The organism is Xenorhabdus khoisanae (assembly GCF_001037465.1).
Lineage (GTDB): Bacteria > Pseudomonadota > Gammaproteobacteria > Enterobacterales > Enterobacteriaceae > Xenorhabdus > Xenorhabdus khoisanae.
In genome coordinates this window covers 1-25,181 of the sequence record NZ_LFCV01000107.1, presented here as the reverse complement: position 1 = coordinate 25,181, position 25,181 = coordinate 1, and the positions used below count along the sequence as shown (strand labels likewise).

The 25,181-nt window shown below is 40.6% G+C and carries 20 protein-coding genes, 1 tRNA gene and 2 pseudogenes; 7 read left to right on the top strand and 16 right to left on the bottom strand.

Annotated features, from left to right (window positions below; all coding sequences use genetic code 11):
• Nucleotides 1-99: 99 nt before the first annotated feature.
• Nucleotides 100-999, top strand: a complete 900-nt coding sequence (locus AB204_RS15160; protein ID WP_047964213.1) for a LysR family transcriptional regulator — start codon at nucleotides 100-102, stop codon at nucleotides 997-999.
• An 88-nt stretch (nucleotides 1,000-1,087) separates the two neighbouring features.
• Here the strand turns inward: AB204_RS15160 and AB204_RS23805 are convergent, their stop codons facing one another.
• The 5 genes and pseudogenes from AB204_RS23805 to AB204_RS23560 all read right to left on the bottom strand — a co-directional run.
• A complete protein-coding gene (locus tag AB204_RS23805; protein WP_268802298.1) occupies nucleotides 1,088-1,222 on the bottom strand; it encodes a hypothetical protein in 135 nt (44 codons plus the stop codon).
• Between the two features lie 264 nt (nucleotides 1,223-1,486).
• Complete coding sequence (locus AB204_RS15150; protein WP_047964211.1) at nucleotides 1,487-2,833, bottom strand: HEAT repeat domain-containing protein; 1,347 nt, start codon at nucleotides 2,831-2,833, stop codon at nucleotides 1,487-1,489.
• A gap of 183 nt (nucleotides 2,834-3,016) precedes the next feature.
• On the bottom strand, nucleotides 3,017-3,544 hold the full coding sequence (locus tag AB204_RS15145) for a P-loop NTPase family protein (protein ID WP_047964210.1): 528 nt from the start codon (nucleotides 3,542-3,544) through the stop codon (nucleotides 3,017-3,019).
• 440 nt (nucleotides 3,545-3,984) lie between these two features.
• Entirely contained in the window at nucleotides 3,985-4,992 is a 1,008-nt protein-coding gene (locus AB204_RS15140; RefSeq protein WP_047964209.1) for a restriction endonuclease, read from the bottom strand.
• Nucleotides 4,993-5,070: 78 nt separating this feature from the next.
• Nucleotides 5,071-5,163 (bottom strand): annotated as a pseudogene (locus AB204_RS23560) (DUF4942 domain-containing protein); the annotation flags it as partial.
• Nucleotides 5,164-5,224: 61 nt separating this feature from the next.
• Between AB204_RS23560 and AB204_RS24145 the strand changes: the two are divergent.
• Nucleotides 5,225-5,344: pseudogene (locus AB204_RS24145) on the top strand (IS1 family transposase); the annotation flags it as partial.
• Between the two features lie 168 nt (nucleotides 5,345-5,512).
• On the opposite strand, the gene AB204_RS15130 reads toward AB204_RS24145, so the two are convergent.
• A tRNA-Leu gene (locus tag AB204_RS15130) sits at nucleotides 5,513-5,597 on the bottom strand.
• A 383-nt stretch (nucleotides 5,598-5,980) separates the two neighbouring features.
• Between AB204_RS15130 and ampH the strand changes: the two genes are divergently transcribed.
• Nucleotides 5,981-7,198 carry a D-alanyl-D-alanine-carboxypeptidase/endopeptidase AmpH gene (ampH, locus tag AB204_RS15125; protein WP_047964207.1) on the top strand — a complete coding sequence of 406 codons (1,218 nt, stop codon included), beginning with the start codon at nucleotides 5,981-5,983 and terminating at the stop codon, nucleotides 7,196-7,198.
• A 280-nt stretch (nucleotides 7,199-7,478) separates the two neighbouring features.
• On the opposite strand, the gene AB204_RS15120 is transcribed toward ampH, so the two are convergent.
• The 5 genes from AB204_RS15120 to lptF all read right to left on the bottom strand — a co-directional run bounded on the left by AB204_RS15120 (nucleotide 7,479) and on the right by lptF (nucleotide 12,258).
• A complete protein-coding gene (locus tag AB204_RS15120) occupies nucleotides 7,479-7,865 on the bottom strand; it encodes a hypothetical protein (RefSeq protein WP_047964206.1) in 387 nt (128 codons plus the stop codon).
• Nucleotides 7,866-7,876: 11 nt separating this feature from the next.
• Nucleotides 7,877-8,470 (bottom strand): hypothetical protein, encoded by a 594-nt coding sequence (locus tag AB204_RS15115; protein ID WP_047964205.1) that lies wholly within the window; start codon nucleotides 8,468-8,470, stop codon nucleotides 7,877-7,879.
• 193 nt (nucleotides 8,471-8,663) lie between these two features.
• The gene (locus AB204_RS15110) at nucleotides 8,664-9,497 is read right to left on the bottom strand and encodes a hypothetical protein (protein WP_047964204.1); all 834 of its coding nucleotides are present in this window, start codon (nucleotides 9,495-9,497) and stop codon (nucleotides 8,664-8,666) included.
• Between the two features lie 584 nt (nucleotides 9,498-10,081).
• A complete protein-coding gene (gene lptG / locus AB204_RS15100) occupies nucleotides 10,082-11,158 on the bottom strand; it encodes an LPS export ABC transporter permease LptG (RefSeq protein ID WP_047964202.1) in 1,077 nt (358 codons plus the stop codon).
• Nucleotides 11,158-12,258 (bottom strand): LPS export ABC transporter permease LptF, encoded by a 1,101-nt coding sequence (lptF, locus tag AB204_RS15095; RefSeq protein ID WP_047964201.1) that lies wholly within the window; start codon nucleotides 12,256-12,258, stop codon nucleotides 11,158-11,160. The genes lptG and lptF overlap by 1 nt, the downstream gene beginning before the upstream one ends.
• A 280-nt stretch (nucleotides 12,259-12,538) precedes the next feature.
• On the opposite strand from lptF, the gene pepA reads away from it, so the two are divergent.
• The 3 genes from pepA (at nucleotide 12,539) to AB204_RS15080 (ending at nucleotide 17,580) form a co-directional block, all read left to right on the top strand.
• Nucleotides 12,539-14,047 (top strand): leucyl aminopeptidase, encoded by a 1,509-nt coding sequence (pepA, locus tag AB204_RS15090; protein WP_047964200.1) that lies wholly within the window; start codon nucleotides 12,539-12,541, stop codon nucleotides 14,045-14,047.
• A 126-nt stretch (nucleotides 14,048-14,173) separates the two neighbouring features.
• Nucleotides 14,174-14,668 (top strand): DNA polymerase III subunit chi, encoded by a 495-nt coding sequence (locus AB204_RS15085; protein WP_047964199.1) that lies wholly within the window; start codon nucleotides 14,174-14,176, stop codon nucleotides 14,666-14,668.
• Nucleotides 14,669-14,682: 14 nt separating this feature from the next.
• The gene (locus tag AB204_RS15080) at nucleotides 14,683-17,580 is read left to right on the top strand and encodes a valine--tRNA ligase (protein WP_047964198.1); all 2,898 of its coding nucleotides are present in this window, start codon (nucleotides 14,683-14,685) and stop codon (nucleotides 17,578-17,580) included.
• Between the two features lie 307 nt (nucleotides 17,581-17,887).
• Here the strand turns inward: AB204_RS15080 and AB204_RS15075 are convergent, their stop codons facing one another.
• From AB204_RS15075 to AB204_RS15055, 5 genes are all read right to left on the bottom strand, one after another.
• On the bottom strand, nucleotides 17,888-18,112 hold the full coding sequence (locus tag AB204_RS15075; protein WP_047964197.1) for a hypothetical protein: 225 nt from the start codon (nucleotides 18,110-18,112) through the stop codon (nucleotides 17,888-17,890).
• A 524-nt stretch (nucleotides 18,113-18,636) separates the two neighbouring features.
• Nucleotides 18,637-20,736 carry a peptidase domain-containing ABC transporter gene (locus AB204_RS15070; protein WP_047964196.1) on the bottom strand — a complete coding sequence of 700 codons (2,100 nt, stop codon included), beginning with the start codon at nucleotides 20,734-20,736 and terminating at the stop codon, nucleotides 18,637-18,639.
• Complete coding sequence (locus AB204_RS15065; RefSeq protein ID WP_047964195.1) at nucleotides 20,729-22,027, bottom strand: HlyD family secretion protein; 1,299 nt, start codon at nucleotides 22,025-22,027, stop codon at nucleotides 20,729-20,731. The genes AB204_RS15070 and AB204_RS15065 overlap by 8 nt, the downstream gene beginning before the upstream one ends.
• 293 nt (nucleotides 22,028-22,320) lie before the next feature.
• The gene (locus AB204_RS15060) at nucleotides 22,321-22,653 is read right to left on the bottom strand and encodes an AzlD domain-containing protein (RefSeq protein WP_047964194.1); all 333 of its coding nucleotides are present in this window, start codon (nucleotides 22,651-22,653) and stop codon (nucleotides 22,321-22,323) included.
• Nucleotides 22,650-23,354, bottom strand: coding sequence for an AzlC family ABC transporter permease (locus AB204_RS15055; RefSeq protein WP_152671549.1), 705 nt, complete (start codon nucleotides 23,352-23,354; stop codon nucleotides 22,650-22,652). The genes AB204_RS15060 and AB204_RS15055 overlap by 4 nt, the downstream gene beginning before the upstream one ends.
• A gap of 342 nt (nucleotides 23,355-23,696) precedes the next feature.
• On the opposite strand from AB204_RS15055, the gene AB204_RS15050 reads away from it, so the two are divergent.
• The gene (locus AB204_RS15050; protein WP_047964192.1) at nucleotides 23,697-24,470 is read left to right on the top strand and encodes an amino acid ABC transporter substrate-binding protein; all 774 of its coding nucleotides are present in this window, start codon (nucleotides 23,697-23,699) and stop codon (nucleotides 24,468-24,470) included.
• Nucleotides 24,471-25,181: the final 711 nt, after the last annotated feature.

Here is a 25,181-nt window from a genome sequence, read left to right as displayed (position 1 = left end):
CCACTTTATTTCTATTTTATAATGTAGACAATAAATTCAATTTAAATAAGATACAATTAACTTTACTTATATAAGTAAAAGTTATCGTAAGAGAGAAAAATGGCGACACCAATAAAACTCAATCAACTACGTGCTTTTGTTGAAATCAACCGTCATGGCAGTATCAGGGCTGCCAGTCGGTTTTTGTCACTCTCGCAGCCTGCCTTAACTAAATCGATTCGGGAACTTGAAAATTCACTTGGTACAAAATTATTTATACGCAGTAACCAGGGTATTTATTTAACAGAGTGTGGAAAAGGTTTTTTACAACGCGCTAGTTTGATACTTGAGGAACTTCGCATTGCACAGGAAGATATTCAACAACAAATTGGTTTGATCGGAGGCGTGGTTAATATTGGTGTTGCCGGCAGTATTGCACGTACCATTATGCCGAAAGTGATCACACAATTTCATCGTGATTATCCAACAGTAAATTTAAGAGTTGTTGAGGGGCAGTTATTGACTATGCTGCCTCAACTCAGACAAGGAGAATTGGATTTTACTGTCAATACCTATTATGCAGGCAGTTTGGATGCAGAATTGAACTTCGAAAAGCTGATGGAAAAAGAATACAAAGTGATAGTACGAAAAGGGCATCCAAAAGCGAATGCAACCTCTTTAGAAGAATTGGCTGATTGCAATTGGACGATGCCAACACCTAAAGACACTTATTATCGTAGATTATTTGAAACATTCTCATCACTGCATCATCCACCGGTTTTTAGCGTTACCTGTGAAACATTAATGTCGTGCATGAGCTTAGCCGCTGAAAGTGATTTTTTAACGATTGTGGCTGTAGATGTGGTTGATGAGGCTTTATTTGATCAGCAATTTGTAGCGTTAAATCTTAAAGAACAACTCCCGTTTGCCACTTTTGGCCTTATCCAACGAAGAGATACCAAACTCACTCCCGCCGGAGAATATTTAGCCAGACTTTTTCGGATGTATTGTCGGGGTTGAGTTTTGTTTTCAAGGCATTGGAAGCTGCAATAAATCAGCTTCCATCAATTGCAGTTTAATAAAGAACAGAATACAGCAAATAATATGCTTACTCCGCGTCTTCCAAGTGACTAACCTCAAAACCTACTGCACCAAAAGCAATACTGACCCGTATTTGCCCTCTTAATCGAAAATCTACGACCCAATTTCCATTCTCTTGCCAGATATACATTTTCTGGCTCACAATATCCCACTTTCTCTACTGATTCGAAAACAAGCTGTCCTGTTTGATGTTGAGATTCACTGTCATGTTTAGCCCATTCATCAAAACAGCTTAACTCTTCTGCAATATCGATAATTGTAATCACTTATTCATACCTCAATCGCAGGAATAGTAAGCATTCTGCATGTACTACAGACCTTCAAGCTCTAATCACAGCGTCATAAAAATTAAATATGTCATATGGAAATCGATCTAATTCAAATCAGTATCCATTTAATTTAGTCTTTAAGATAGAAAGCATTCCATCTCCCTGTGAGACCAATTGATAAAGTGAGAGATTTCATCCCATAACAAAAGTAGCCTTGCTTTTTGTTTCTCTGAAGGAGCAACCCCTGAACAATTAAATTGGTTAATCCAATATTCCAGAAATTCATTAGATAATTGGCCATTATCCTGTTTCACATTAGATAAAATAAATATCAACCAATCCCATTTATTTAAGCGACGAGCCAAAGAAAAACATAATCTGCTCCCTTTTATTGATTGCATCTCATCCATACAACGCTGTACATCAGTTAAGGTGAGCAATACCTTATGCTTATCCCGCAATTTCAAAGCAAGCTTCCCTACTTTGACGGATGGATGAGTAAAAGCCTCAAGCAAAATATTCCGTACCGTATCTCCGCGGTGCTTCATCAAAACCTGTAATGCCCCCATATATATCCCCGGATGATGGCGATCCAAACAACAATTAGCCCACTTAACCACATCCGGATGCCCCAGTTCATCCAGTCCCAATAAAGCAATACGTTTTTTCGAAACCGTAGCCTTGGTGCTTTGCAAAGCCTCCAGATAGATATTTGTCGGGTCAATATTCCTGACAGCTAACAGTTTTACCGTTCTCTGGCGAACCAATGCGTTGCCGTCGAATAACAGAAATACTAATGTTGATTGTGGAATATCAAGATAATAATCAATAATATACTGCAACGTTGATTGCTTAATAGGTACGAATGGATCATTCAGAAAACATCGAAAAACTGCCATATCAGTAAAATCTGATTTACTCAGTTGGTACTGTACTGCCCTTAATCTAACCATAGGATCGGTATGTTCTATAGCACATGCTACAATTTCCATCGGTGAAAATAATTCACGCTCACACAATATATGTAGAGAGCAACGTGCAACTGATTTATCAGTTGATCTCAGACCGTTAAGCAGCGCTCTACGATTTTCTGGTTTTGCCAGAAACTCCAGAACCTCATCCACCAATTTCTTATGTTGATCACGCTGGCAATCCAGCAAGCTCCAAAATTCAGGCAACATTTTCACCAGATTGCCAGCTTGCTCAGGCAACAAGAACTTCCTGATACATTGACGGGCAGCACGTCTTATAGGTTCAGCCCAATCATTTGCTCGTTCAATAAATTCAGGTAATGCTGAAATTTCACGCATAATTCCAAGACATAATACAGCTCTTTGCCTAATTTGTCCGTTATGGTGACGAGTTAATTGTTTTAACCAAGCTATTGTATCTTCTTCGTCTACTTTGTCCCATTTATATCCAGTAAAACGAGACATAACGAGAATCTGCCCAATTTGACGTAGTAAGAAATATTCTGATGCCATATTTTTTCCTTTTTATTCTATGTTATTCCTAACTAAACAAAACTCTAAAATAAATCTATAAACTTCTCACAAAGAATGTGTATCTTAAAATAAGATATAAAATTAAGTTATTATGTCAGTAATAATTATCACGATTAAAATAATTTTCAGAATAAGATAAGGAGAGGAAAACGGTTTAAGCATCTACCGAGTAAGCCCCCACTCATCAAACTGTTTTTTAATCTCTTTAATCGATGAGAGTTTGATCTTTGGTACAGTCAATTGTTCAAACAATGTCGCATAACGTTTTCTGCTTTTTGGCGTGACAACAGAAATATGATGGATCATTTTCCATTTGATACTATCCCTATTACCTTTCAGGCTACCATAGCGATTGCGTTGAAATAGGGTTCTATTGGCATAACGTAACAGGCTTGATGGCATTGAGATATCTAATAAAATGACACCTGTTGCTCTGGATAAGCGTTGTGATAAACATCTTCCATAGTTTCCATCTATCACCCAGCTTTCCTCCTGTATTGCTCTATCATGCAATGAGATGAATTCATCTACGGGGCGTTCCTGCCAGTCTGTATTAGGTAAATGAAAAAGCAGATCCAGATGAATTACTTTTAAATCGCATTTCCTTGAGATTGCGTGAGCAAAGGTAGATTTACCACTGTTCGAAGGCCCTATGATACAAATTCTATTTCCTAAATCCGAAAGCTGCATAACATACTCCAGGAGTTATAGCTCCGCCTTTATCATCAATATAAGAAAGCAAACTTAATCACATTAATGCGGCTATCAATTTTTCACATGTAAAAATGGTGAACATAGTTTGGTTATGGAATACAGAATCTATGCGCGCACAACACTTTGATATTACTAAACTAATAATAATGAAGATGACTAGGCTTTTATGAAAAGCTTTGTAAAACGTGAAGTTCAGACATAAAAAAGATGCTTTCTTTTAGCATCTTAATTTAGATGGTCGAAGGCCGGACTCGAAATTACCACCTAATCCACTGATATCAATCTGATTTAATTACGACAATAGATTCTTATACCCGCACTTGTACCCACAAACGAAAATCCGTACAAAAATCAGACACAGTAAGCGGGTACAAAGCCTCATCAGTACAACACCAATATGGCTGCGAAGACAAGAGTTAAGCAGGTAAGAAGGTTTTCTTTAGAGGAACCAAAAGCTTGGTCTCGATATCAACTTGCTCATAGTTTTCAATAAGAGCACGGACAAGATCATCAAGCGTCCAGAGGGTCAGAGGAATTGTCGAACGATCGGCCTCATAACGAGCATCCTTAGTAAATCCGCCCGTACTGACGTAAAGCCCACGATCGTCTTTATGGCGACCACCAATAAAGCTGCGAATTTGTTGGCTTCCCATTTGTTCTCTACGATGTTTTACCTCAACGATAATGCGCGGATTCTCAAAACCAAAACCATCAGGCGAAGCAATGATATCTTTACCGCGATCGGCTCCTGCCGGAGAGATCTGCGTTTTATATCCCATGCTGCGTAAGACTCCAGCAACAAGATTCTGCATCTCATCCCAGTCGAGAGAATTGATTCGATCTTTAATACCTTCAAACGCCAGCATTTCCATATCACGTAGTGGATCAGATATAACTTCATCTTCATCCATTGTAATTGGATTCTGAGTAACAACGTCAGCAGCGGGTTTCTTATCCTGCAAAAGCTCTGCTAACGCATATTCCGGAAGCTGGAAAACCGTCAGCGTGGAGCCCAATGTATTTTTGGTAGCAGTAGACAACCTGTCACGGTCGATTTCTTCACCGTTCCATTTTACCTGACGTGCAATTCCCATCCCATCCTCGAGCCATTCTGAATGGTACTGGAAATCGGATATTACTTTACCTAAAAGGTAAGTACGGTTCGCAGGGGAATACGTAATGACCCAATCGCCCTTTTGAATTTCATTCACGAAACGCCAGACCTGGGAAGCACCCGAACGAGCAGTCCCCAACTTAGTTAACGGATCTGCTTCCTGATATAACGCAAGTAACTGAGCTCGGGAAAGACCGGGTTTAACCAAAGGTGCAAGCTGAGACCAACCAATACCCACGATTTGTTTGTCGCGAAAGTCGTCATAGAGCTTGCCGCCATCGCCGCGAATCATCCACATTCTGTTGCCCATACCCGTCCCTTTATAAGGAAAAGAAATTACGGTGGATCATAAGCTTGTTATCCGAAGGTGTCAAAACTCTCAACAACTACTGCCCTTTTGAAAGTAGCAGATGATGAAAAGATCATCTTCGTAAACCTGCAGACGCGGATTGTCGCGAACAAAGTCCATCAGTCGGATGGAGGTCATGCTCCCAATGATTAGACATTGTGATAAACTCCCTACTTTTTATTATTGGTGGGATATGGCTAAAGTCGATGTGGTTTGCCGTTACTGTCATAAAACAGAAGAGGTTAAAGGACATGGAAAAGGGCGTACTGGGCATCCCCGTTATCACTGTTATTCCTGCCGTAGAACCTTCCAACCATTTTTGGGGCACATTTAAAATCGAAGTATAGATGCCCCAGATTATGCCCCTTGCTGCATATTGATTGCAGAAGACTACAGTAGACATCAGGATAACGAAGTTTCTTGATTTATTGGGATTTTTAGGGAGTTTGTAGACTTGGGTAGACGTTAGAAAACTAACGAATGGTGCCGAAGGCCGGACTCGAACCGGCACACCCGAAGGCGGTTGATTTTGAATCAACTGCGTCTACCGATTTCGCCACTTCGGCACTGAAGTATTCGGAGAACGGAGGCCATTATACCTGCCAGAAGACCATTCGCAACACTTATCCTTTCAATCTTGTTCAAGTGTCTAAAAAAGAATCATTAAATCCATTTTTTCGCCAACAAAGATCAAAACACAACCACTCCGGCAACTGCACAACATAAATTCTTCCTTCACAATTATCTTCCTTCAATAGACAACCTATAAACTCCTTATATAATTCAAAACAATACACTGCTATGAGGTAAATTATCATGACTATTATCAGTTGGATTTTTACAGGTATCCTGTTGGGTATCGTTATCGGTGCCATTATGGCGATTTTTAAGAAAAAAAAATAACAGCTTTATTCCCCACTTGAGCGTTCTCTGATTGGTTAATCCAAAAATGAAAAAACAGCTATATAAACTGTGTACAGTTTCCGCCCTGATATGGGCGATCTCGGCTTGTGCTGATTCTGGCGGTTTGCACCAAAACAAACTCCAGAAATCTCATGCACAACCTGCAAAGTGGGAAGTTTTTGAAGGTAATGACAATATCAAGAAAATGACTACCGCGCTGGTCGAGCAGTATGCGCAGTCCATATTTGATGAAGGTAATCCGTCAGGGATGGCGATGGTGGTAATCGATAATAATCAGGTTGTGCATCGCAGTTTTGGAGAGACTTATCCGGGAAGTGGCGTTCGGCCGCGGCAGGATTCTGTGATTCGTATTGCTTCTATTACCAAATTGATGACCAGCGAGGTCATGATCAAATTGGCACAGAAGGAACGTATTAAGATTACCGATCCGTTGCAGAAATATACTTATTACGGTGTCCATGTACCGGATTATGGCACAGGTCAGCCAATCCGACTGTATCATCTGGCAAGTCATACCAGCGGGCTGCCGCGGGAGCAGCCCGGCGGGAAATGGGGACGTCCTGTGTTTATTTGGCCGACTCAATCGAACCGCTGGACTTGGCTGAAAACCGCAGGGATAAATTCCGTACCCGGTACGACCGCCTCATATTCTAATCTGGCCTATGATTTATTGGCAGATGCGCTTTCCAAAGCCACAGGAAAACCCTATTCCCGTTTGCTACAAGAAGAGATTACCCGCCCTTATCGCATGAAGGATACAACTCTGACTCCCACGCAATCCCAATGCGCCCGCTTGATGGCAGGCGTGAAATCCAGCCCTTGCGTGAATACCATTGCCGCCGCAGGCAGTGGCGGGATTTATTCTACTCCTGCAGATATGCAACGCTGGATGCAACAGTTTTTATCTTCCCAAAATCAGTTAAGGAAGCAAACTGCCAGTCGTGAACAGGGCATCTACTTTAAACGCGCTGATCTAACGTCAATCAAAGGAATGGATGTTGCAGGTCTGGCGGACGGTATCGGTCTTGGCTGGGTATATATGGACGCCAAAGGCAAAGTGCCCGGTATTTACCAGAAAACCGGCGGTGGCGGTGGGTTCAATACATATATGGCGATGATCCCGGAACAAAATATCGGCGTGTTTGTTGTGATGACGCGGAAAGAACAAAGTAAATTCAGTCAGGTGACAAGTGGGGTTAATGAATTAGTCGCTGCCCTGGCTCTCAATCATAACCAAATTTAATATTGTCAGGATTGACAGAAAAATTACAGCCTGAGTTTTACTTATTTTGCTAATATAAAACTCAGGCTGGTATGTCGTCGATTCCCATCATTAAGGCTTCATAAAAATCAGTGCTCATTCCTTCAGGAAAGGCAAAAGCATTTATTATATTTGTGTTTTCTGCATTTGCAGATCGGAACAATAATGGGTTTATAGAATTTATATCATAACCAGATTTCAATATTCTTTTCGGCCGGGAATTAATATTTTTATTAACCTTATCAAGGTATTGATTGTCGATTTATGAGATATCTTCGAAAGAATTAGTTGTTCGACTATAGTGCGTCCTTGTTACGTCAATGACCCCCTGATAAGCCTCTACGATCACCTGAGCAGAATTAGGAAGTAATCGGGAGAAACTGGCTGCAAAAGAATTTCCATACTCATCCCGGCCTGCCGAATGGCAAAATAATAAACGAATATGACGATATCTAGGCATAGCATGTCTGAAATATTTATATAAAATGGATATTAACTTTTCTGGCCCCATAGGACCAAACTCAACATTAGCCATCTTCCCACCTGCGATGCCATGACCTGATATATTCAAACGCAACGCTCTGGAGGCATCATGACGTACATCTTCAAAAACATGAAACCCCTCTGAAAAAAATTTAAGGTACTTCATTGTAAAACCTCCTAATATACTTGTCTCTCATCCGTTATTCGTGTTCCGTTATAAAACCATACGGGATGATGGGGCGTATTGGGATCTAACGGTTCGTAACTCTCTATATTATGAAGTGAAGTCGCTAAATTCTGATAAAAATCAGTTCGCATACTTTCAGGAAAACCAGGGGAATTTATTCTGCTGACAAAGCCAACCTGAAAAATGCTATTCATCACCCGAGGATTAGCAGGATTCACATTAAAGCTAAACTTTTCCTGCATTATGTCATAAGTTATTCTTCTTGTTCTCACATTACCTAAATAGCTTTCTATATAACTCGTTGGGCATAGTAAGGAAAATTTGTAAGCAAATGAGTTATTGTCACCGTCTGCTGAATTGCAAAGTAACAAGCGGATATAATGAAATGCTCTCGCATAATGGGGAGTCAGTATTTCATACAATCCCTGAGCAGTTTTTCCGATATAATGACCATTCTCATCAAGACATAACATGAAGCCATTTTCGTAATATCCACTATGGCCACATACATTCAGTCGATTTCTTCCATGGTATATATCTTCAAAAGTATAAAAACCTTCCCGATAATATCTTAGATTCTTCATCGTGATACTCCCTGGATACAGTTAAGAAGTAAGCTTTTATCAAAAAAAACACTAATAAATATATTTTATGAAAAATTAATTTTACTATAAACAAATTTAGAAATAAGTCATCTTGAGAAATACAATAGACATGCCAACTTTCTTCTAGTCTATAGTTTATCAGCAAATCCTATTATTTTTTACCTGTGTTAGACTAATCCGTTTTTTTCATCCATTCATTTTTTCTTACTATTTCTCCATTACAAAAGAAAACTCGAATAGAAAACATATCTCGTATTTCAATAGGTTCACAAGTATCACAGAAGGTTTCTAATATATTCTTATAATACATAAGAAGTTTCTGTTCATATTGACTTTTCCTAGGATCACGACGAAGTTTATATAAATAACCTGGATCAATATCATCTTTCAATATTCTTTTCATCCGGACATTATCTAATTCTTCAAAAGCATTTTTATAGAACGAAGCCATTCGCATGGTAGAATCAGCGGCCCCCATTCCATAACCAAAGACAGAACTGGCATTTTCAACTGAAGTAATATTATGATCATGTTCCCCTCCATATTCCGCTTTTTTCTTCCTAACATGTTCCCAAATAGGATAGTTCGTATTTAAATGTGACTCGAAGGGAAAATTTCGCCACTTACTTACCAATATTTTTCCATTTTCATCCATGAAATCTTTATAATATTCCATACCATATACATTAATCATTCCCTTATAGGCCTCTACGAGCACATGGCGAGGTCTATCTAATAACCGAGAAAATTTGGCTGCAAAAGAATCGGTATGCTCATTCCCATCTGCTGAATTGCAGAATAACAGACGTATATAACGATATTTAAACATATTCAGCTTACGTTTTAAAATATTCATCAATTGCTCTGCTTGTATCAAACCTGTGGAAGTCTTCATTAACCCCATTTGACCATGAGATGATATGGTCAAGCGTAATCCATGCCGATTTTTGTCAAAGCACACATCTTCAATAACATGAAACCCTTCTGAAAACTCTATAACTTTCATAATGATCTTCCCCAAAGCTAGTGAATATATGATTATGTTCTGATCTCATTTTCCCCAAATAAATGTGAACAACATGGGCCTTGTAACTTTTATTGTAATTAATAGAAACATTTTTTTAATGAGTGGCACTTGATATATTTAATTATTTAATTATTTAATTATTTAATTAATATTTTTCTATTAATATTTACCAGAAAGTCAATGCCGGAAAGTTCACTACATATTAGGGTAATAACAATAATATCTCCAATACTAACCAAGTGACAAGTTCCAATGGTTTCTTTAGATTTCTCCTCTGAATTCACACAATCATCCTCAATCTTATTCAAACCCGCTCTCATGGAATTTGTCTCTCATCATATCTCATTCAAGAGATAGAAAAAGAAGCCATTCTGACACCTACAAAGGCTCTGAACTCCATCGGAAGAAGCAAAGTAAATTTAGTCATGTGAATGTTGAAAGACGATATACTTTATAATTACCTTCTGGACTCGTCTATTTTGACCACAAATCGCCCCCACAATTATGAAATGATTTCATAAAAGCGGAGGCGATAAGTAAGTTCAATGAAATAGCAGTGACTGTTATTTTCGGTGAAGAAGTAAGTAAATACTCACTACAAAGAATAACAGGCTTGGCAGCAATGCCCCCAATATCGGTGGCATGCTATAAACCAAACTGAGCGGGCCGAATATCTCATTCAAGACATAGAAGAGGAAGCCCATGCTGATACCCACAACCACCCTGAATCCCATCGGTACGCTGCGCAGTGGCCCGAAGATAAAGGAAAGTGCCATAAGCATCATCACCGCAACCGATAAAGGTGCAAAGATTTTCTTCCACATATTAAGCTGATAACGTCCGGCATCCTGCTGCCCTTGCTCTAAATACGTGATGTATTGATGTAGGCCACGGATAGAAAGCGCCTCGGGATCAAGAGAAACCACCCCCAACTTTTCTGGTGTCAGCCGGCTTTTCCAATCCGCAGAAATACGTTGTGAACCCGTGATTCGCCCATTTTGCGTTAAATCAGACTCTTCAACCTGAGATAATTTCCATTGCTGATTATCCCTGTCATATACCGCCGAAGCCGCGTATTTGATGGATAACAATTTCTGTTTGTCGTTAACGTGATAAATGTTAACGCCGTTCAGAGAGTTGTCTTTAGCCACGCTCTGGATATAGACAAAATCATCACCATCTTTCGCCCATAAACCTTTGGTCGTGGACATCAGCGAACCACCAAACATTTTCTGGGCACGATAATTACGGGCAAGCTGCTCCCCTTGTGGAGCAACCCATTCACCAATAACCATTGTCAGCAGGACCAGCGGGATTGCCGTTTTCATGACAGAACCCGCCACTTGTAAGCGGGTAAAGCCGGAAGCCTGCATCACCACCAGCTCACTGCGCGTCGCCAGCGTTCCCAGCCCCAATAACGCCCCAAGCAAAGCCGCCATTGGGAAGAAGATCTGGATATCTTTAGGAACGCTCAACAGTGTATAAATACCTGCGGAAATTGCAGTATATTCCCCCTGCCCGACTTTGCGCAGCTGATCGACAAATTTGATAATGCCGGAAAGCGATACCAGCATGAACAATGTCATCAGGATGGTTTGCAGGATTGTCCGACCGATATATCTATCCAATACCCCAAACATCATGACGCTCCTTGATTCTTAAAGCGTGAACGCAGTTTGCGCATTGGTACGGTATCCCACAGATTAAGCGCCAGAGCCAGGGCAAAATACGCACCGTTAACCAGCCACATCCAGAACATAGGGTCAAGTTTACCCTTGCTGCCATTGGAACGCAGGGAGCTTTGCAACAGGAAGAAAATCAGGTAAAGCAACATGGCGGGCAGCATACTCAGTATCCGCCCCTGACGCGGGTTCACGGCACTCAACGGAACAACCATCAACGCCATGATCAACACCGAGACAATCAACGTCAAACGCCAGTGGAGTTCTGAACGTGAATCATCGTCAGTATCATGCCAAAGCTGCTCAATCGATTTCTGCTCGACTTTACCGTCATCGATATCTGCTCTCTGATGCCCAATCACCGCCTGATAATCAGTGAATTCGGTAATGCGGAAATCACGCAACAGCGCCGTACCTTCATAACGTGTTCCTTGATGAAGTACCGCAACCTGATTGCCATTCGGACGCTCTTCCATATGGCCGCCATCCGCAATAACTACCGAAGGACGCTGGTCATTCGAAGGACGTAGCTGGGCAAGGAATACGTTCTCAAAGGTATTGCCCTTCACGTTACCGATATAAAGCACCATGTTGCCATCGCGGGAAGGCTTAAATTGCCCTTCCATGATCGCAGCAAGACTTGGATTGGCTTTTGCATCTGCCAATACTTGTGCCTGATATTTGGAAGACCACGGTGTGATCCAAATAACATTGGCAGCCGCCAGCATTGATGTCAGCAATGCCAGAATAAGGGCGGATTTCACCAACATACTTTTGCCCAACCCGCAGGCATGCATGACGGTGATCTCACTTTCGGTATAGAGTTTACTGAAAGTCATTAATACCCCGAGGAATAAACTCAGGGGTAAAATAAGTTGCGCCATCTCTGGCACACCCAAACCTAACAAAGATATAACCAAATTTGCGGGAATATTTCCTTCTACCGCCGCCCCCAATACATCCACTAATTTCTGACAGAAGAAGATCAGTAATAAGATGAAAAGTATTGCGATTTGGCTTTTCAGGGTTTCCCGTACTAGATATCTAATGATGATCACGCTTATTACGCCTGTGAAAACTTGTCTTTTTGCAGGAAAGTCGCTAACTTCGTCGTATATCTACCATTTATATGAATCAGTTTGGCTTCCCCATCGCTAAAATGATACCAAAGCATCCCATATATTGGTTCCCAATTAGAACATACTTATCGTTAGCTAAGTACCAAAAAATAATATGCTTAGCTTAACATAACAGTTAATTTTCTTTGGGATGAATTAATGCGGAACGTGATATTTTAGCGATTGTATCCGTCTTTGTCTTTAAGATTCAGGAGAACGCATGGAGTTTAGTGTAAAGAGCGGTAGCCCGGAAAAACAGCGCAGTGCCTGTATTATTGTCGGCGTGTTTGAACCTCGTCGCCTTTCCTCTATCGCAGAGCAGCTTGACAAAATAAGTAACGGCTACATCAGTGCTTTATTGCGCCGTGGTGAACTTGAAGGCAAGGTTGGTCAGACCTTGTTGCTGCATCATGTTCCTAATGTGCTGTCTGAACGTATTTTACTGGTGGGTTGTGGAAAAGAACGTGAACTGGATGAACGCCAATACAAGCAGATTATCCAGAAAACGATCAGTACCCTCAATGAAACCGGTTCAATGGAAGCAGTTTGTTTCTTGACTGAACTGCATGTGAAGGGACGTAACAACTACTGGAAAGTACGTCAGGCGGTCGAAACAGCAAAAGAGTCACTGTATGTTTTTGATCAACTCAAGAGCAGCAAGAACGAACTGCGTCGCCCGCTGCGCAAGATGGTGTTTAATGTACCGACCCGCCGCGAATTAACCAGCGGTGAACGCGCCATTCAGCACGGTCTTGCCATTGCATCAGCTATCAAGGCGACGAAAGATCTGGCAAACATGCCACCGAATATCTGTAATGCTGCCTACCTGGCATCACAGGCTCGTCAGCTCGCTGATAATGCCGCCAATCTGACAACCAAAGTCATTGGCGAAGAGCAGATGAAAGAACTGGGCATGAATTCCTATCTGGCTGTCGGTCAGGGTTCACAGAATGAATCCTTGATGGCAGTCATGGAGTATAAAGGCAGCAAAGACGCCAATGGGAAACCTATCGTACTGGTGGGTAAGGGGCTGACTTTCGACTCCGGTGGTATTTCCATCAAGCCGTCCGAAGGTATGGATGAGATGAAATATGACATGTGCGGTGCAGCGTCGGTTTATGGCGTCATGCGTGTTGTCGCCGAACTGCAATTGCCAATCAATGTCATCGGTGTTCTGGCTGGCTGTGAAAACATGCCGGGCGGGCGCGCTTATCGTCCGGGAGATATTTTGACCACTATGTCCGGTCAGACTGTTGAAGTGACAAACACGGATGCAGAAGGCCGTCTGGTACTGTGTGATACGCTGACCTATGTTGAGCGTTTTGAACCAGAACTGGTCATTGATGTTGCAACCTTAACCGGCGCTTGTGTCGTTGCTCTGGGTAGCCACTATACCGGTCTGATGTCCAACCATAATCCACTGGCTCATGAACTGCTGAATGCCTCAGAGCAAGCAGGCGATCGTGCATGGCGTCTGCCATTGGGTGACGAATATACCGAACAGTTAGAATCCAATTTTGCGGATATGGTAAACTCGTGCGGACGTTCAGGTGGCGCTATTACTGCCGGTGCTTTCCTGTCCCGCTTTGCAACCAAATACAATTGGGCGCATCTGGATGTTGCGGGTACAGCATGGCGTTCAGGTAAAGCGAAAGGCGCAACAGGTCGTCCGGTTGCACTCCTGTCACAATTCCTGTTAAATCGTTCAGGTTTGAATTCTGATGATTAATGTCCCTGCCGCACATTTTGTTCAATAAAAGTTTATTCAATAAGATTGCGGTTAATGATATTAAGGGTATTGCAGATGCAATACCCTTTTCCGTCACTGCTTCCGTAATCTTGTAACCAAGAAACTATGAAAAACGCCACCTTCTATTTATTGGAAAAGCTACCATTGGAAAAGCTGCCATTGGAAAGTTTGGCTCCGGAACAATCATCGTCTCCGGATCATTTACAATCGCATGAGTGGCTGGCATGTCAGCTTGCTGCCGATCAGTGGCGTGCAGGGAAGCGAGTTCTGATTGCTTGTGAAAGCCAACAACAGGCTGAAAAACTGGACGAAGCATTATGGCAACGGGAACCAAGTCAATTTGTACCGCATAATCTTGCCGGAGAAGGCCCTCGCTATGGCGCTCCTGTGGAATTGTGCTGGCCGCAGAAAAGAAGCAATGCTCCCCGCGATGTGTTGGTAACACTGCTTCCTCATTTTGCAGACTTTGCCACAGCTTTCCATGAAGTGATAGACTTCGTTCCTATTGATGAAAATCTAAAACAGTTAGCGCGCGAACGATATAAATCCTATCGTAACGTCGGCTTTAATTTGACCATGGCAACCCCGCCAACCTATTAAATATTCAAGACACTATGGAAAAGACTCCCGCTAATCAAACGCAATCTGAGCCATCTCTCGATAAAACGTACAATCCGACAGAGATAGAGCAACCTCTTTATCGCCACTGGGAACAGAGTGGTTACTTCAAGCCGAATGGCGATACCAGCCGTGAAAGTTTCTGTATCGTTATTCCACCACCAAACGTCACCGGCAGCCTGCATATGGGTCACGCATTCCAGCAGACTATCATGGATACCATGGTGCGTTACCAACGTATGCAGGGTAAAAACACCCTGTGGCAATCGGGAACCGACCACGCGGGTATTGCGACACAAATGGTTGTTGAGCGCAAAATCGCGGCAGAAGAAGGTAAAACCCGCCACGATTATGGTCGTGAAGCCTTTATCGACAAGATTTGGCAGTGGAAAGCGGAATCGGGTGGCAATATTTCTAACCAGATGCGCCGTCTGGGTAACTCCGTAGATTGGGAGCGTGAGCGCTTCACCATGGACGAAGGTCTGTCCAAAGCAGTTAAAGAAGCTTTCGTTCGCCTGTATCAGGACGATTTGATTTACCGTGGCAAGCGTCTGGTTAACTGGGACCCGAAACTGCGCACTGCGATTTCTGATCTGGAAGTTGAAAACCGTGAAGTGAAAGGTTCCATGTGGCACCTGCGCTATCCGCTGGCTGACGGCGCAAAAACCACAGAAGGCAAAGATTACCTGATTGTCGCCACGACCCGCCCGGAAACCATGTTAGGGGATACCGGCGTTGCGGTTAACCCAGAAGATCCCCGTTATAAGGATCTGATTGGCAAAGAGATCCTTTTGCCATTGGTCAACCGTCGTATTCCTATCGTCGGCGATGAGCACGCGGACATGGAAAAAGGCACCGGTTGTGTGAAAATCACCCCTGCCCATGATTTCAATGACTATGAAGTCGGTAAGCGCCACAACCTGCCAATGATCAATATTCTGACCTTTGACGGCGATATCCGCGAAACCGCAGAAGTATTCGATACCAATGGCGAAGCCTCTGATAGCTACTCAACCGACATTCCTGCTGAATACCGTGGTATGGAGCGCTTCGCTGCGCGTAAAGCGATTGTGGCAGAGTTCGAGAAACAAGGTCTGCTGGTTGAAATCAAACCTCATGACCTGACCGTTCCTTACGGCGACCGTGGCGGCGTAGTTATCGAACCCATGCTGACTGACCAATGGTATGTTCGCACCGCACCACTGGCAAAAGTGGCAATTGAAGCGGTTGAAAGTGGTGATATCCAGTTCGTACCAAAACAGTACGAAAACATGTACTACTCTTGGATGCGTGACATTCAGGATTGGTGTATTTCCCGTCAGTTGTGGTGGGGACACCGCATTCCGGCGTGGTATGACGCGCAAGGCAACGTCTACGTTGGTCGTGATGAGGAAGAAGTCCGTCGCGAAAACAATCTGGGCGCAGATATCGCTCTGACTCAAGACGAAGACGTACTGGATACTTGGTTCTCTTCTGGCCTGTGGACATTCTCCACACTCGGCTGGCCTGAGCAAACCGAAGCACTGAAAACCTTCCATCCGACGAATGTGCTGGTCAGTGGCTTTGACATCATTTTCTTCTGGATTGCCCGCATGATCATGATGACCATGCACTTCATCAAAGATGAAAACGGCAAGCCACAAGTTCCATTCAAGACTGTCTACATGACCGGCTTGATCCGCGATGACGAAGGCCAGAAGATGTCGAAATCCAAAGGGAACGTTATCGACCCACTGGATATGATCGACGGTATTTCGCTGGAAGATCTGCTGGAAAAACGTACCGGCAATATGATGCAGCCACAACTGGCTGATAAAATCCGCAAACGCACTGAAAAACAGTTCCCGGAAGGTATCGAAGCCCACGGTACTGATGCCCTGCGTTTCACACTGGCCGCACTGGCTTCTACCGGTCGTGACATCAACTGGGATATGAAGCGCCTGCAAGGCTACCGCAACTTCTGTAACAAACTGTGGAACGCCAGCCGTTTCGTGCTGATGAATACAGAAGGACAAGATTGCGGTCAGAACGGGGGTGAAATGTCGCTGTCACTGGCAGATCGCTGGATTCTGGCTGAGTTTAACCAAACAGTTAAAGCCTATCGTGAAGCGCTGGATACCTACCGTTTTGACATTGCCGCGAACATTCTTTACGAATTCACGTGGAACCAATTCTGTGACTGGTATCTGGAGCTGTCCAAACCTGCGATCAACAAAGGTTCAGAAGCGGAAGTCCGCGCGGCTCGCCATACCCTGATTGAAGTATTAGAAGGTTTGCTGCGTCTGGCACACCCAATCATTCCATTTATCACCGAAACCATCTGGCAGCGGGTGAAAGTTGTCAAAGGTATCGATGCAGATACCATTATGCAGCAACCTTTCCCTGAGTTCGATCAAGCGAAAGTTGATGGGCTCGCACTAAACGATCTGGAATGGATCAAGGAAGCGATCATTGCGGTACGTAACATTCGTGCAGAAATGAACATCGCACCAAGTAAACCTCTGGAAGTTCTGCTGCGTGATGCCAATGAAGATGCACAACGTCGCGTAACTGAAAACCTCAACTTCCTTCAGGCGATGGGCCGTCTTTCTTCTGTGACCGTATTGGCAGCGGGTGAAGAAGCCCCTGTTTCTGTCACCAAACTGATCAATGGGGCAGAAATACTGATCCCAATGGCAGGCTTGATCGATAAAGAAACAGAGCTGGCACGTCTGGATAAAGAAATCGAGAAGCTGGATAAAGAGATCAGCAGCATTGACGCGAAACTGGCTAACGAAGGTTTTGTCAGCCGTGCGCCAGAAGCGGTCGTTGCCAAAGAGCGCGAACGTCTGGCAACCAACAATGCCGCAAAAGAGAAATTACTGGCACAGAAAGAGACTATTGCTGCCCTGTAATCTCTCTTGATTGAAGCTCCTTCTTGTAAGCCACTGTAATATACGGTGGCTTCAGGCATATCCTCATGGTTAGTTGTGAATAATGGTTATTTGTGACGGAAACAACAAGAGGGAGTCGAGGTGAGCAGATACATCTGTCTGATTTTACAATGCCTGGTTAAAGGTTAAAAAATTAGCCACTCTAGCCAGAGTGGCTGGTAATCTATACTGTGATTAAATAATCAAAACTAAATCTTATTGAATTCATGTTAGGCTGTTTTTTTGAAAATCCAACATTAAAATATAAGCCTCAGTTTCAACTAAAATATTATATACCACAGTTATCAATTGCCTTATCTGCCGTATTAACGCCAGCGTGGGCAAGATTTTCAATACTTTTGCAAGTACCTTCAGATATGACACCTGACTTCTTAAGGCTTTCAGCTGCACTATCAATTACGATCTCAGCGGCATGAACAACGCCCTTAAGTAGATCACCCCAGAAACCAGCGCCAGCGACTTGTTCTAACTCAACTTGGTTTAACTCTTTCATATATAACCTCATTTATTTATATCATTGACATAATGTTCCAGAATATAATAAAGAACCACAGCATTAATCAGATACTTGCTTGAATATGGTTCCAGAAAAATTAAAACCTTCACCAAAAATCAGTTAATAAGGGAATAATCAAAAAAATCATCGCAATATATTTGTAATGAATTTTCAGGCTGTTTAAAAAAATTTATATTTGCAGTTAATGTATGGTTAAGGTTTATATCTTTCTGTAACCAAATTCTATTTTTGCTCATGTATTATCATAGCCCACTTAATCTTAACGTTAATTAAACAACAATTGTTTAATGTCAACTTAAGTTAAAGGCTGCTTAATGTTAAACTTATTTAATAATATATTTATTTGCTAATAGGATGTTCTAAATTATTATTACTACTTGTTATATTAAATTAAAATATTATGAATAGTTTCCCTTCTAATAAAAAATTAATTGCATTCAATTGATTATAGCTCATGGCCTACGCTAAATAATTTTTTCATATGCCTTTTCAGGGACGATTCATGACACTGCAATAACGCGTTTAGCAGATGCAATTGTTGATGGCCGATGCGCAATAATAATTCTGGTTATATTTAACGTTGATATTGATTCATTGATATAATTTTCATTAGTTAAATCAAGATGACTGGTTGCCTCATCCATAAATAAAATGCTTGGCCGGCGATAAAGGGCTCTGGCTATCAATAGCCTCTGTATTTGTCCACCGGACATTCCGCTACCTAATTCACCAATGAGTGTTTCATACCCCATCGGCATCAATAAAATATCGTTATGAATATTGCAACGTTTAGCACATTCTTGTATATACTCAAGATTAGGAGAGAGATCAAACCCAGATATATTTTCAGCGATAGAGCCAGAAAGTAATTTATCATCTTGTAATACACAAGAAATACATCTACGGTAATTATTCAGACCAATAACATTAACATCTAGTCCATTAATTAAAATAGTGCCTTTGCTAGGTTCCAATAGCCCACACATTAATTTCATTAATGTTGTTTTTCCTACACCAGACGGGCCAACAATAGCTACACTTTCTCCCGCTTTGATACTAAGATTAAAATTAGAAATGATGGGTTTTGATAAATTGTCGTATTGATAATGCAAGTTGCAAATAGTTAATTCTGCGGGTAATCCTGAAATGCCAATATCCCGGTTTGGTGCTTCTCTTTCTGGTTCAGAAAGTACTATATCGGAGATTCGTTCATTATGTAAATTTAACATGCGCAATCTGAGCACCATATCGATCAAATTACTTGCCCTATCAGCGAATTGCCCGCGATAGGCGTTAAAAGCGACAAACATTCCAAGGGTCATTTGATTATCTATAACTAATGATGCACCTAACCACAGAATAATAACTTGCTCACAAGTAATAATAAAAGTATTAACGATATCAAAGATTGTACCTATTTTGGCAAGTTTAGTATTTGAGTTAATAGTATCGACACTCAGATTTAACCAGGATTTTGCCCGATTTTCACATAATCCCAAGGATTTTAATGTATTAATGCTATATAAAGTTTCCATAAAATGGGAATTTGCTCTGGCATCCTTGACTATTTGCTCTTCAGAAAGTTGCCTATAATATTGATAAGTGAGTAACCTTAAGATGACATAAGTAATAGTGAACCCTGATACTACCCAAACAAGCCAGTCACCGTAGAGTAACATCATAATGAAAACACTGATCAACATAATCGCGTCGATAATGCTATTGACAATATTTTTGGTAAAAGTGGTACGTATGATATTTAATGAACCAAATCGTGACTGGATATCACCTAATTTACGTTTTTCAAAGTAAGCTAAAGGTAATTTCATTAGATGATCAAACACCCCTGATTTCCATTGAACATCAACAAATGTTTCCATCGTAATGGATGTCCAGCTACGCAAAGTAGAGACACTCACTTTAAATAGAATAAAGACAAGCAAACCACAACAAATAATAGTTAATAGGTTATTATCCTTAGCAATAATGACGTGATCCATAATTAGCTGCGTTCCTACAGGGAGCAGTATATTAATGGCTTCTATAACAAGAGATAAGAAGAAAATTTTCCCCAGTGTCGCCTTAAGTCCCTGAATATTATTTAACAGTGATATGATGCGCAATCTGTTTTGTTTTTTGGCAGGAACAAAATCATTACTTGGCCACAATTCTAATGCAATGCCAGTAAAATGTTTGGAAAATTCTTGTGTACTCAAGACCCGGTGTCCAAATGCTGGATCGTGAATGGTGATTTTATTTTTATTAACTCTGACTAAAACAACAAAATGATTCATGTCCCAATGCAGAATACAGGGTAATTTTAATGCGTGAAGTTCATCAAGATCCAGTGATACGGCTCTGGTTTTAAATTTAAGGGCACTGGCAATACTAATCAATGTAGTTAACGCAACTCCACGTGTAGAAATTCCAAATTGGCTACGTAAATGGGATAAATCAATTTGTAATCCATGATAATGAAAAACCATTGCTAAACTTGCCAACCCACACTCTGCTGCCTCAGTTTGTAAAATTTTGGGGATTTTCCTTTTGAATCCTAGATTCAACTTATTGGTAATAGTTTCAAAATATTTTTTATCCATGTTGTGGCCCCATCAATGTTTTTTTCATGTCATAGAATGGTGAGAACATCCATTGATAAAGAGGACGTTTCTCAAGGAAAAAAGTAGATTGGGCTTTCATGCCATTAGATAAATTTAATTTTCTTCCATTGTAATCAAACTGATTTTTATCTAAGGTAACTAAAACTTTATAATAGGATTCGCTTTTTTCTCCGGCTTTGTTTATAGGAGAGCTTCTATAATGAGACATTTCTTGGGCAGAAGCAGGGATATATGAAATATTATCGATTTGCCCTGAAAACTGCCCGAATTTTTCAAATGGGAATGCATCATAACGTATATTAATGGCATCTCCTTTCGAAATATACGGTAAGCTGCTATTAGGAACCCATAGAATTAAATAGTAATTAGATTTGATATTATATGGAATAACTTGAGCCAGAATATCGTTTAAGGTTATCGTCTGACCAACGGTGAAGCCGAGTGATTCAATGCGTCCATTAATCGGGGAGGTTATTAATAGAGCGCCATTGGCTGCCATTTCAGTTAATTTTCGTTGTAAATCGTCACGTTGAATTTTATATTGAGAAATTTGTTTATCAAAATCAGTCTGTCTAAGAATAATTTCACTATTCAGGTTAGTAATTTTCAATGCATCACTGATATACTGGCTGTATAGATTCTGGTATATGTTTTGTTGCTGATAATAGGAATATCCATAGCTATTAAATTGATCTTTTGTAATAAGCCCGCGTTTCTGATAGAGCTTGTAGTTTTCCATGTTTTCCTTTGCAAATTCAACCCCCTTACGGGCATTATCAACAATAACTTTAGATTCTTCCTGTGATGCTTCATATTGCTTTTTTTGTTCTTTCAAGCTTTCTAAGGTGATGTACTTATCATCTTGTAAGCTTTCGATAATATTATTAATCTGCATTAATTGGTTTTTTAATGAATTTTTTGTATTAGTGCTGATTTTTCCTGACTCTGTAATTTGATTGAAATCAACCTGATAAATTTTTTGTCCTTGTTTTACAAAATCCCCCACATTGACGAATTCCTGGGAAATAAATCCTTGTTGAGAAGAGAAAATATTTATTGGATGGGGATTGGTTATCACTTCACCATAGGCATTAATGCGTCTTGTGTAACTACCAAAAGTAATAAATAAAAATAAAATAACTAAAAAAATCGATGAGACAACACAAATAACCCAAGCTGGAATTTTTGCTATTAATAGTGCTTCTCCAATCCATTTGGATTTTTTACTTTCTATAGCTTCTTTCCTAAACAAATTATTCATAGCAGCCATGTGTAATTAACATTTGTGTTTTATTTAGTCATCACGATTTAAGATGCAATATTAAGTTATTATTTATCAACGTAATGGAGGTGTTCCCGATTTATTTTACTGATTGTAATGTAATATATTTGGCCTTAACGTAGTGTAAACCGTCAGCAAAATTCCTTGATAGAATGGAACTCTTTCCGGTTCTGTTATGTGGTATTGGGGATAGGTATTGGGGATAGATGAGGTTAAGCTCTCTCGCTTGACGAACTCGTGCCTCAAAATCATCTGGTTCGTAAAGTAGAAGGCAGGTGTATTTAGCTCAACAACCACTGTACCAACATAAAAAATGTCAGTGAAAGGCCCAAGCTCTTTAAGATGGAATGTGTATATTTACTGATGACATAAGCCAGCACGACCGTTACCAGAGCAAGCACATATTTGATATCAAACTGTTCAATTAATTCACTTAAGGATAAGTTACCCAGTGAAATATTGACGATAATCGTTCCCAGAATAAAACAGATGGCATAATCCAGCGAAGTAATCAGCAAACCTTTTCCGTTGAATAGCTTATTATTTTTTATCAGAAAAGGAGTCGCTCTTAACACGAAACTGACCACGCCCATTAATACAATCAGCAACATCATAATGTTCTATCCTTTCTGATTTTCCGTTCAATGAGAGCAATTACGATCCCACACAAAACAGGCACCGCCAGATCCATTAATTTCATATCCACTTCATTCAATAACGGCGCACACAATCCTCCCATTACCGTCGCCAATACAGACAGATCTTTGCCCGAACGTTTGGCAGTCAGGGTCGCAAAATGAATGGGAACTAACATCACCAGGAACAAAGAAAGGGACTCATAATTCAGATGCTCTGCCGAAATATAGCCCAATAAAGTGGCACAAAAAGTCACCATAAAACAGGGTATAGCAACGCCCAAATAAAAATGAAATTGGGATTTTCCATCTGAGACATTTTCCGCAGAAAGATATGAATGTGTCACCGTATAAGTGCTGGCACTAAATCCCAACATCGACAGCAAAATATTTCGCTTTGGAACACCCTGAAAATATTGCGTCATAACCATCGCCATCAAGAAAAACCGGAAGTTGATCAGCAATGCCAGAATGATAACGGAGAGTGCCGCACTATCGGCCAGATAACCAACCGCAGCCACCTGCAACGGCGCAGCATATATCAATAATGAGCCGATCAGCGTTTCCATTAATGGAACACCATGACTTTGATAAAGTGCGCCAATTGAAGTAAAAATAAGGAAAAAAGAGATACAGACAGGCAAAGAATCCACCATGCCTTTCCTAATAAACGGATTCAACACTTAGCACCTATATTGAGAGTTATATTTAGCGTAGTGAAATCATCAGCATATTGCATGATGAAAGAATAGCCATATCTATCATTGCGCTATATTATGAGTGGAAGGTTAAAGATATAGCAGGCTATATATCATGGCAATCACTTTAATAATATTTGTGACATAAACCTATTTAATGGAAACTACCCAATAAGTAATAACGCTTATTTATTGTAACTCTTTTCGAAAAATTATATATCTCCTCCCAATATGATATAACTTTATTTTATATATAAGGCTTTTGATATTCCCGTTATAGTGAGAATAATTTCAAAAACAATAGTTTTATCTCGGAGAAATAAAATGAAGGTATTACTGAATATATTATTGGCGGGTATTGTCCAATTTGGATTTACGCAACTCACCTATGCGCAATCTACTCTCGATAACATTCACTCCACAGGCGTATTCCGGATTGGAACAGAAGGTGCTTATGCTCCATTCAGTTACCATGAGGCATCAGGAAAATTGACTGGATTTGATGTAGAAATCGGCCGTGAAATCGCGTTGCGTATGAAAGTGAAGCCAGAATTTATTGAAGGCAAATGGGATGGCTTAATTAGTGGCCTTGATGCAGGGCGTTCCGATGCGGTGATGAACCAAATCGCCATTACACCAGAACGCGAGAAAAAATATAGCTTCTCCCTGCCTTATGTGATTTCAGAAGCCGTACTGATTACCCGAAAAGATAATAACGAGATTAAGACATTCAGTGACTTAAAAGGTAAAAAATCAGCCCACACCCTGACCAATAATTTTGCCCAGATCGCCAGAAATTATGGTGCAGACATTATCGGCGTTAACGGTTTTAACCAAGAAGTGGATCTCGTGAGCACAGGCCGTGCAGATGCAACCATCAACGATAAACTTTCTTATCTCGACTACAAAAAACACCGTCCGGATGCACCGGTAAAAATTGTTGCGGCTGATACTCAGGCAGCACAATCCGCCGTACTGCTTCGCAAAAATGACACTGAATTAAAGGCCGCAGTCGATAAAGCCATTACTGAGATAAAAGCGGATGGGACTTATCAACGCATATGGGATAAATATTTCGCAGAGGGAAAGAGTGAATGATTAGAATATATCCGATCAATTCCGAGTTACCAACCACCGACTAAAGTCGGTGGTTTTAACCTTTCATATGGAGTAATAAATTTCGGGTATTCAATAGCGACTTTAATTCGTTAAAAAGTAAAAGAACGGGTATCATAACCGCCTATTAAATAACAACATCATGATATTTCTCTCTTATTTTAGCACTTATTACTTGTACAAGTAATAAGTGCCTCATATAATATCAAGCCCATAATGATGGATACAATGAGTTATTCAGAATTTCGGATTTACGAAGAAACAACATATCTAATCGCCAGCGCTAAAAGTGCAGCTTATTTAAGCTCTACTCGAACAATTCTTTCTAATAAAAATCACAATATAAGCTATTAATTTTTTATGGGTTACTAAATATGACATATAGAAATAATTCTAATATAAATTATTCGATAGTATCCAGATCTTTAACTCGATCTAGATCAGAAGGTAATTTATTTGATACATTATGTAATAGCATTACTTCCGAAAATGCAAATTCCAAATTAGATATTAATTTATTACTCAATAGAATTCTTATAAAAGATATAACTGCTAAAGAAGCATTAATGTTATCTAATACTATGAAAAGAAGTATAATATTTAATGATTGGATATATACTAATAAAAATAAAGCTTAGATTCGCATGATAAGTGCAATTTCTGAAAAAGGCGGTCAGTTGCTATAGTAGGCAT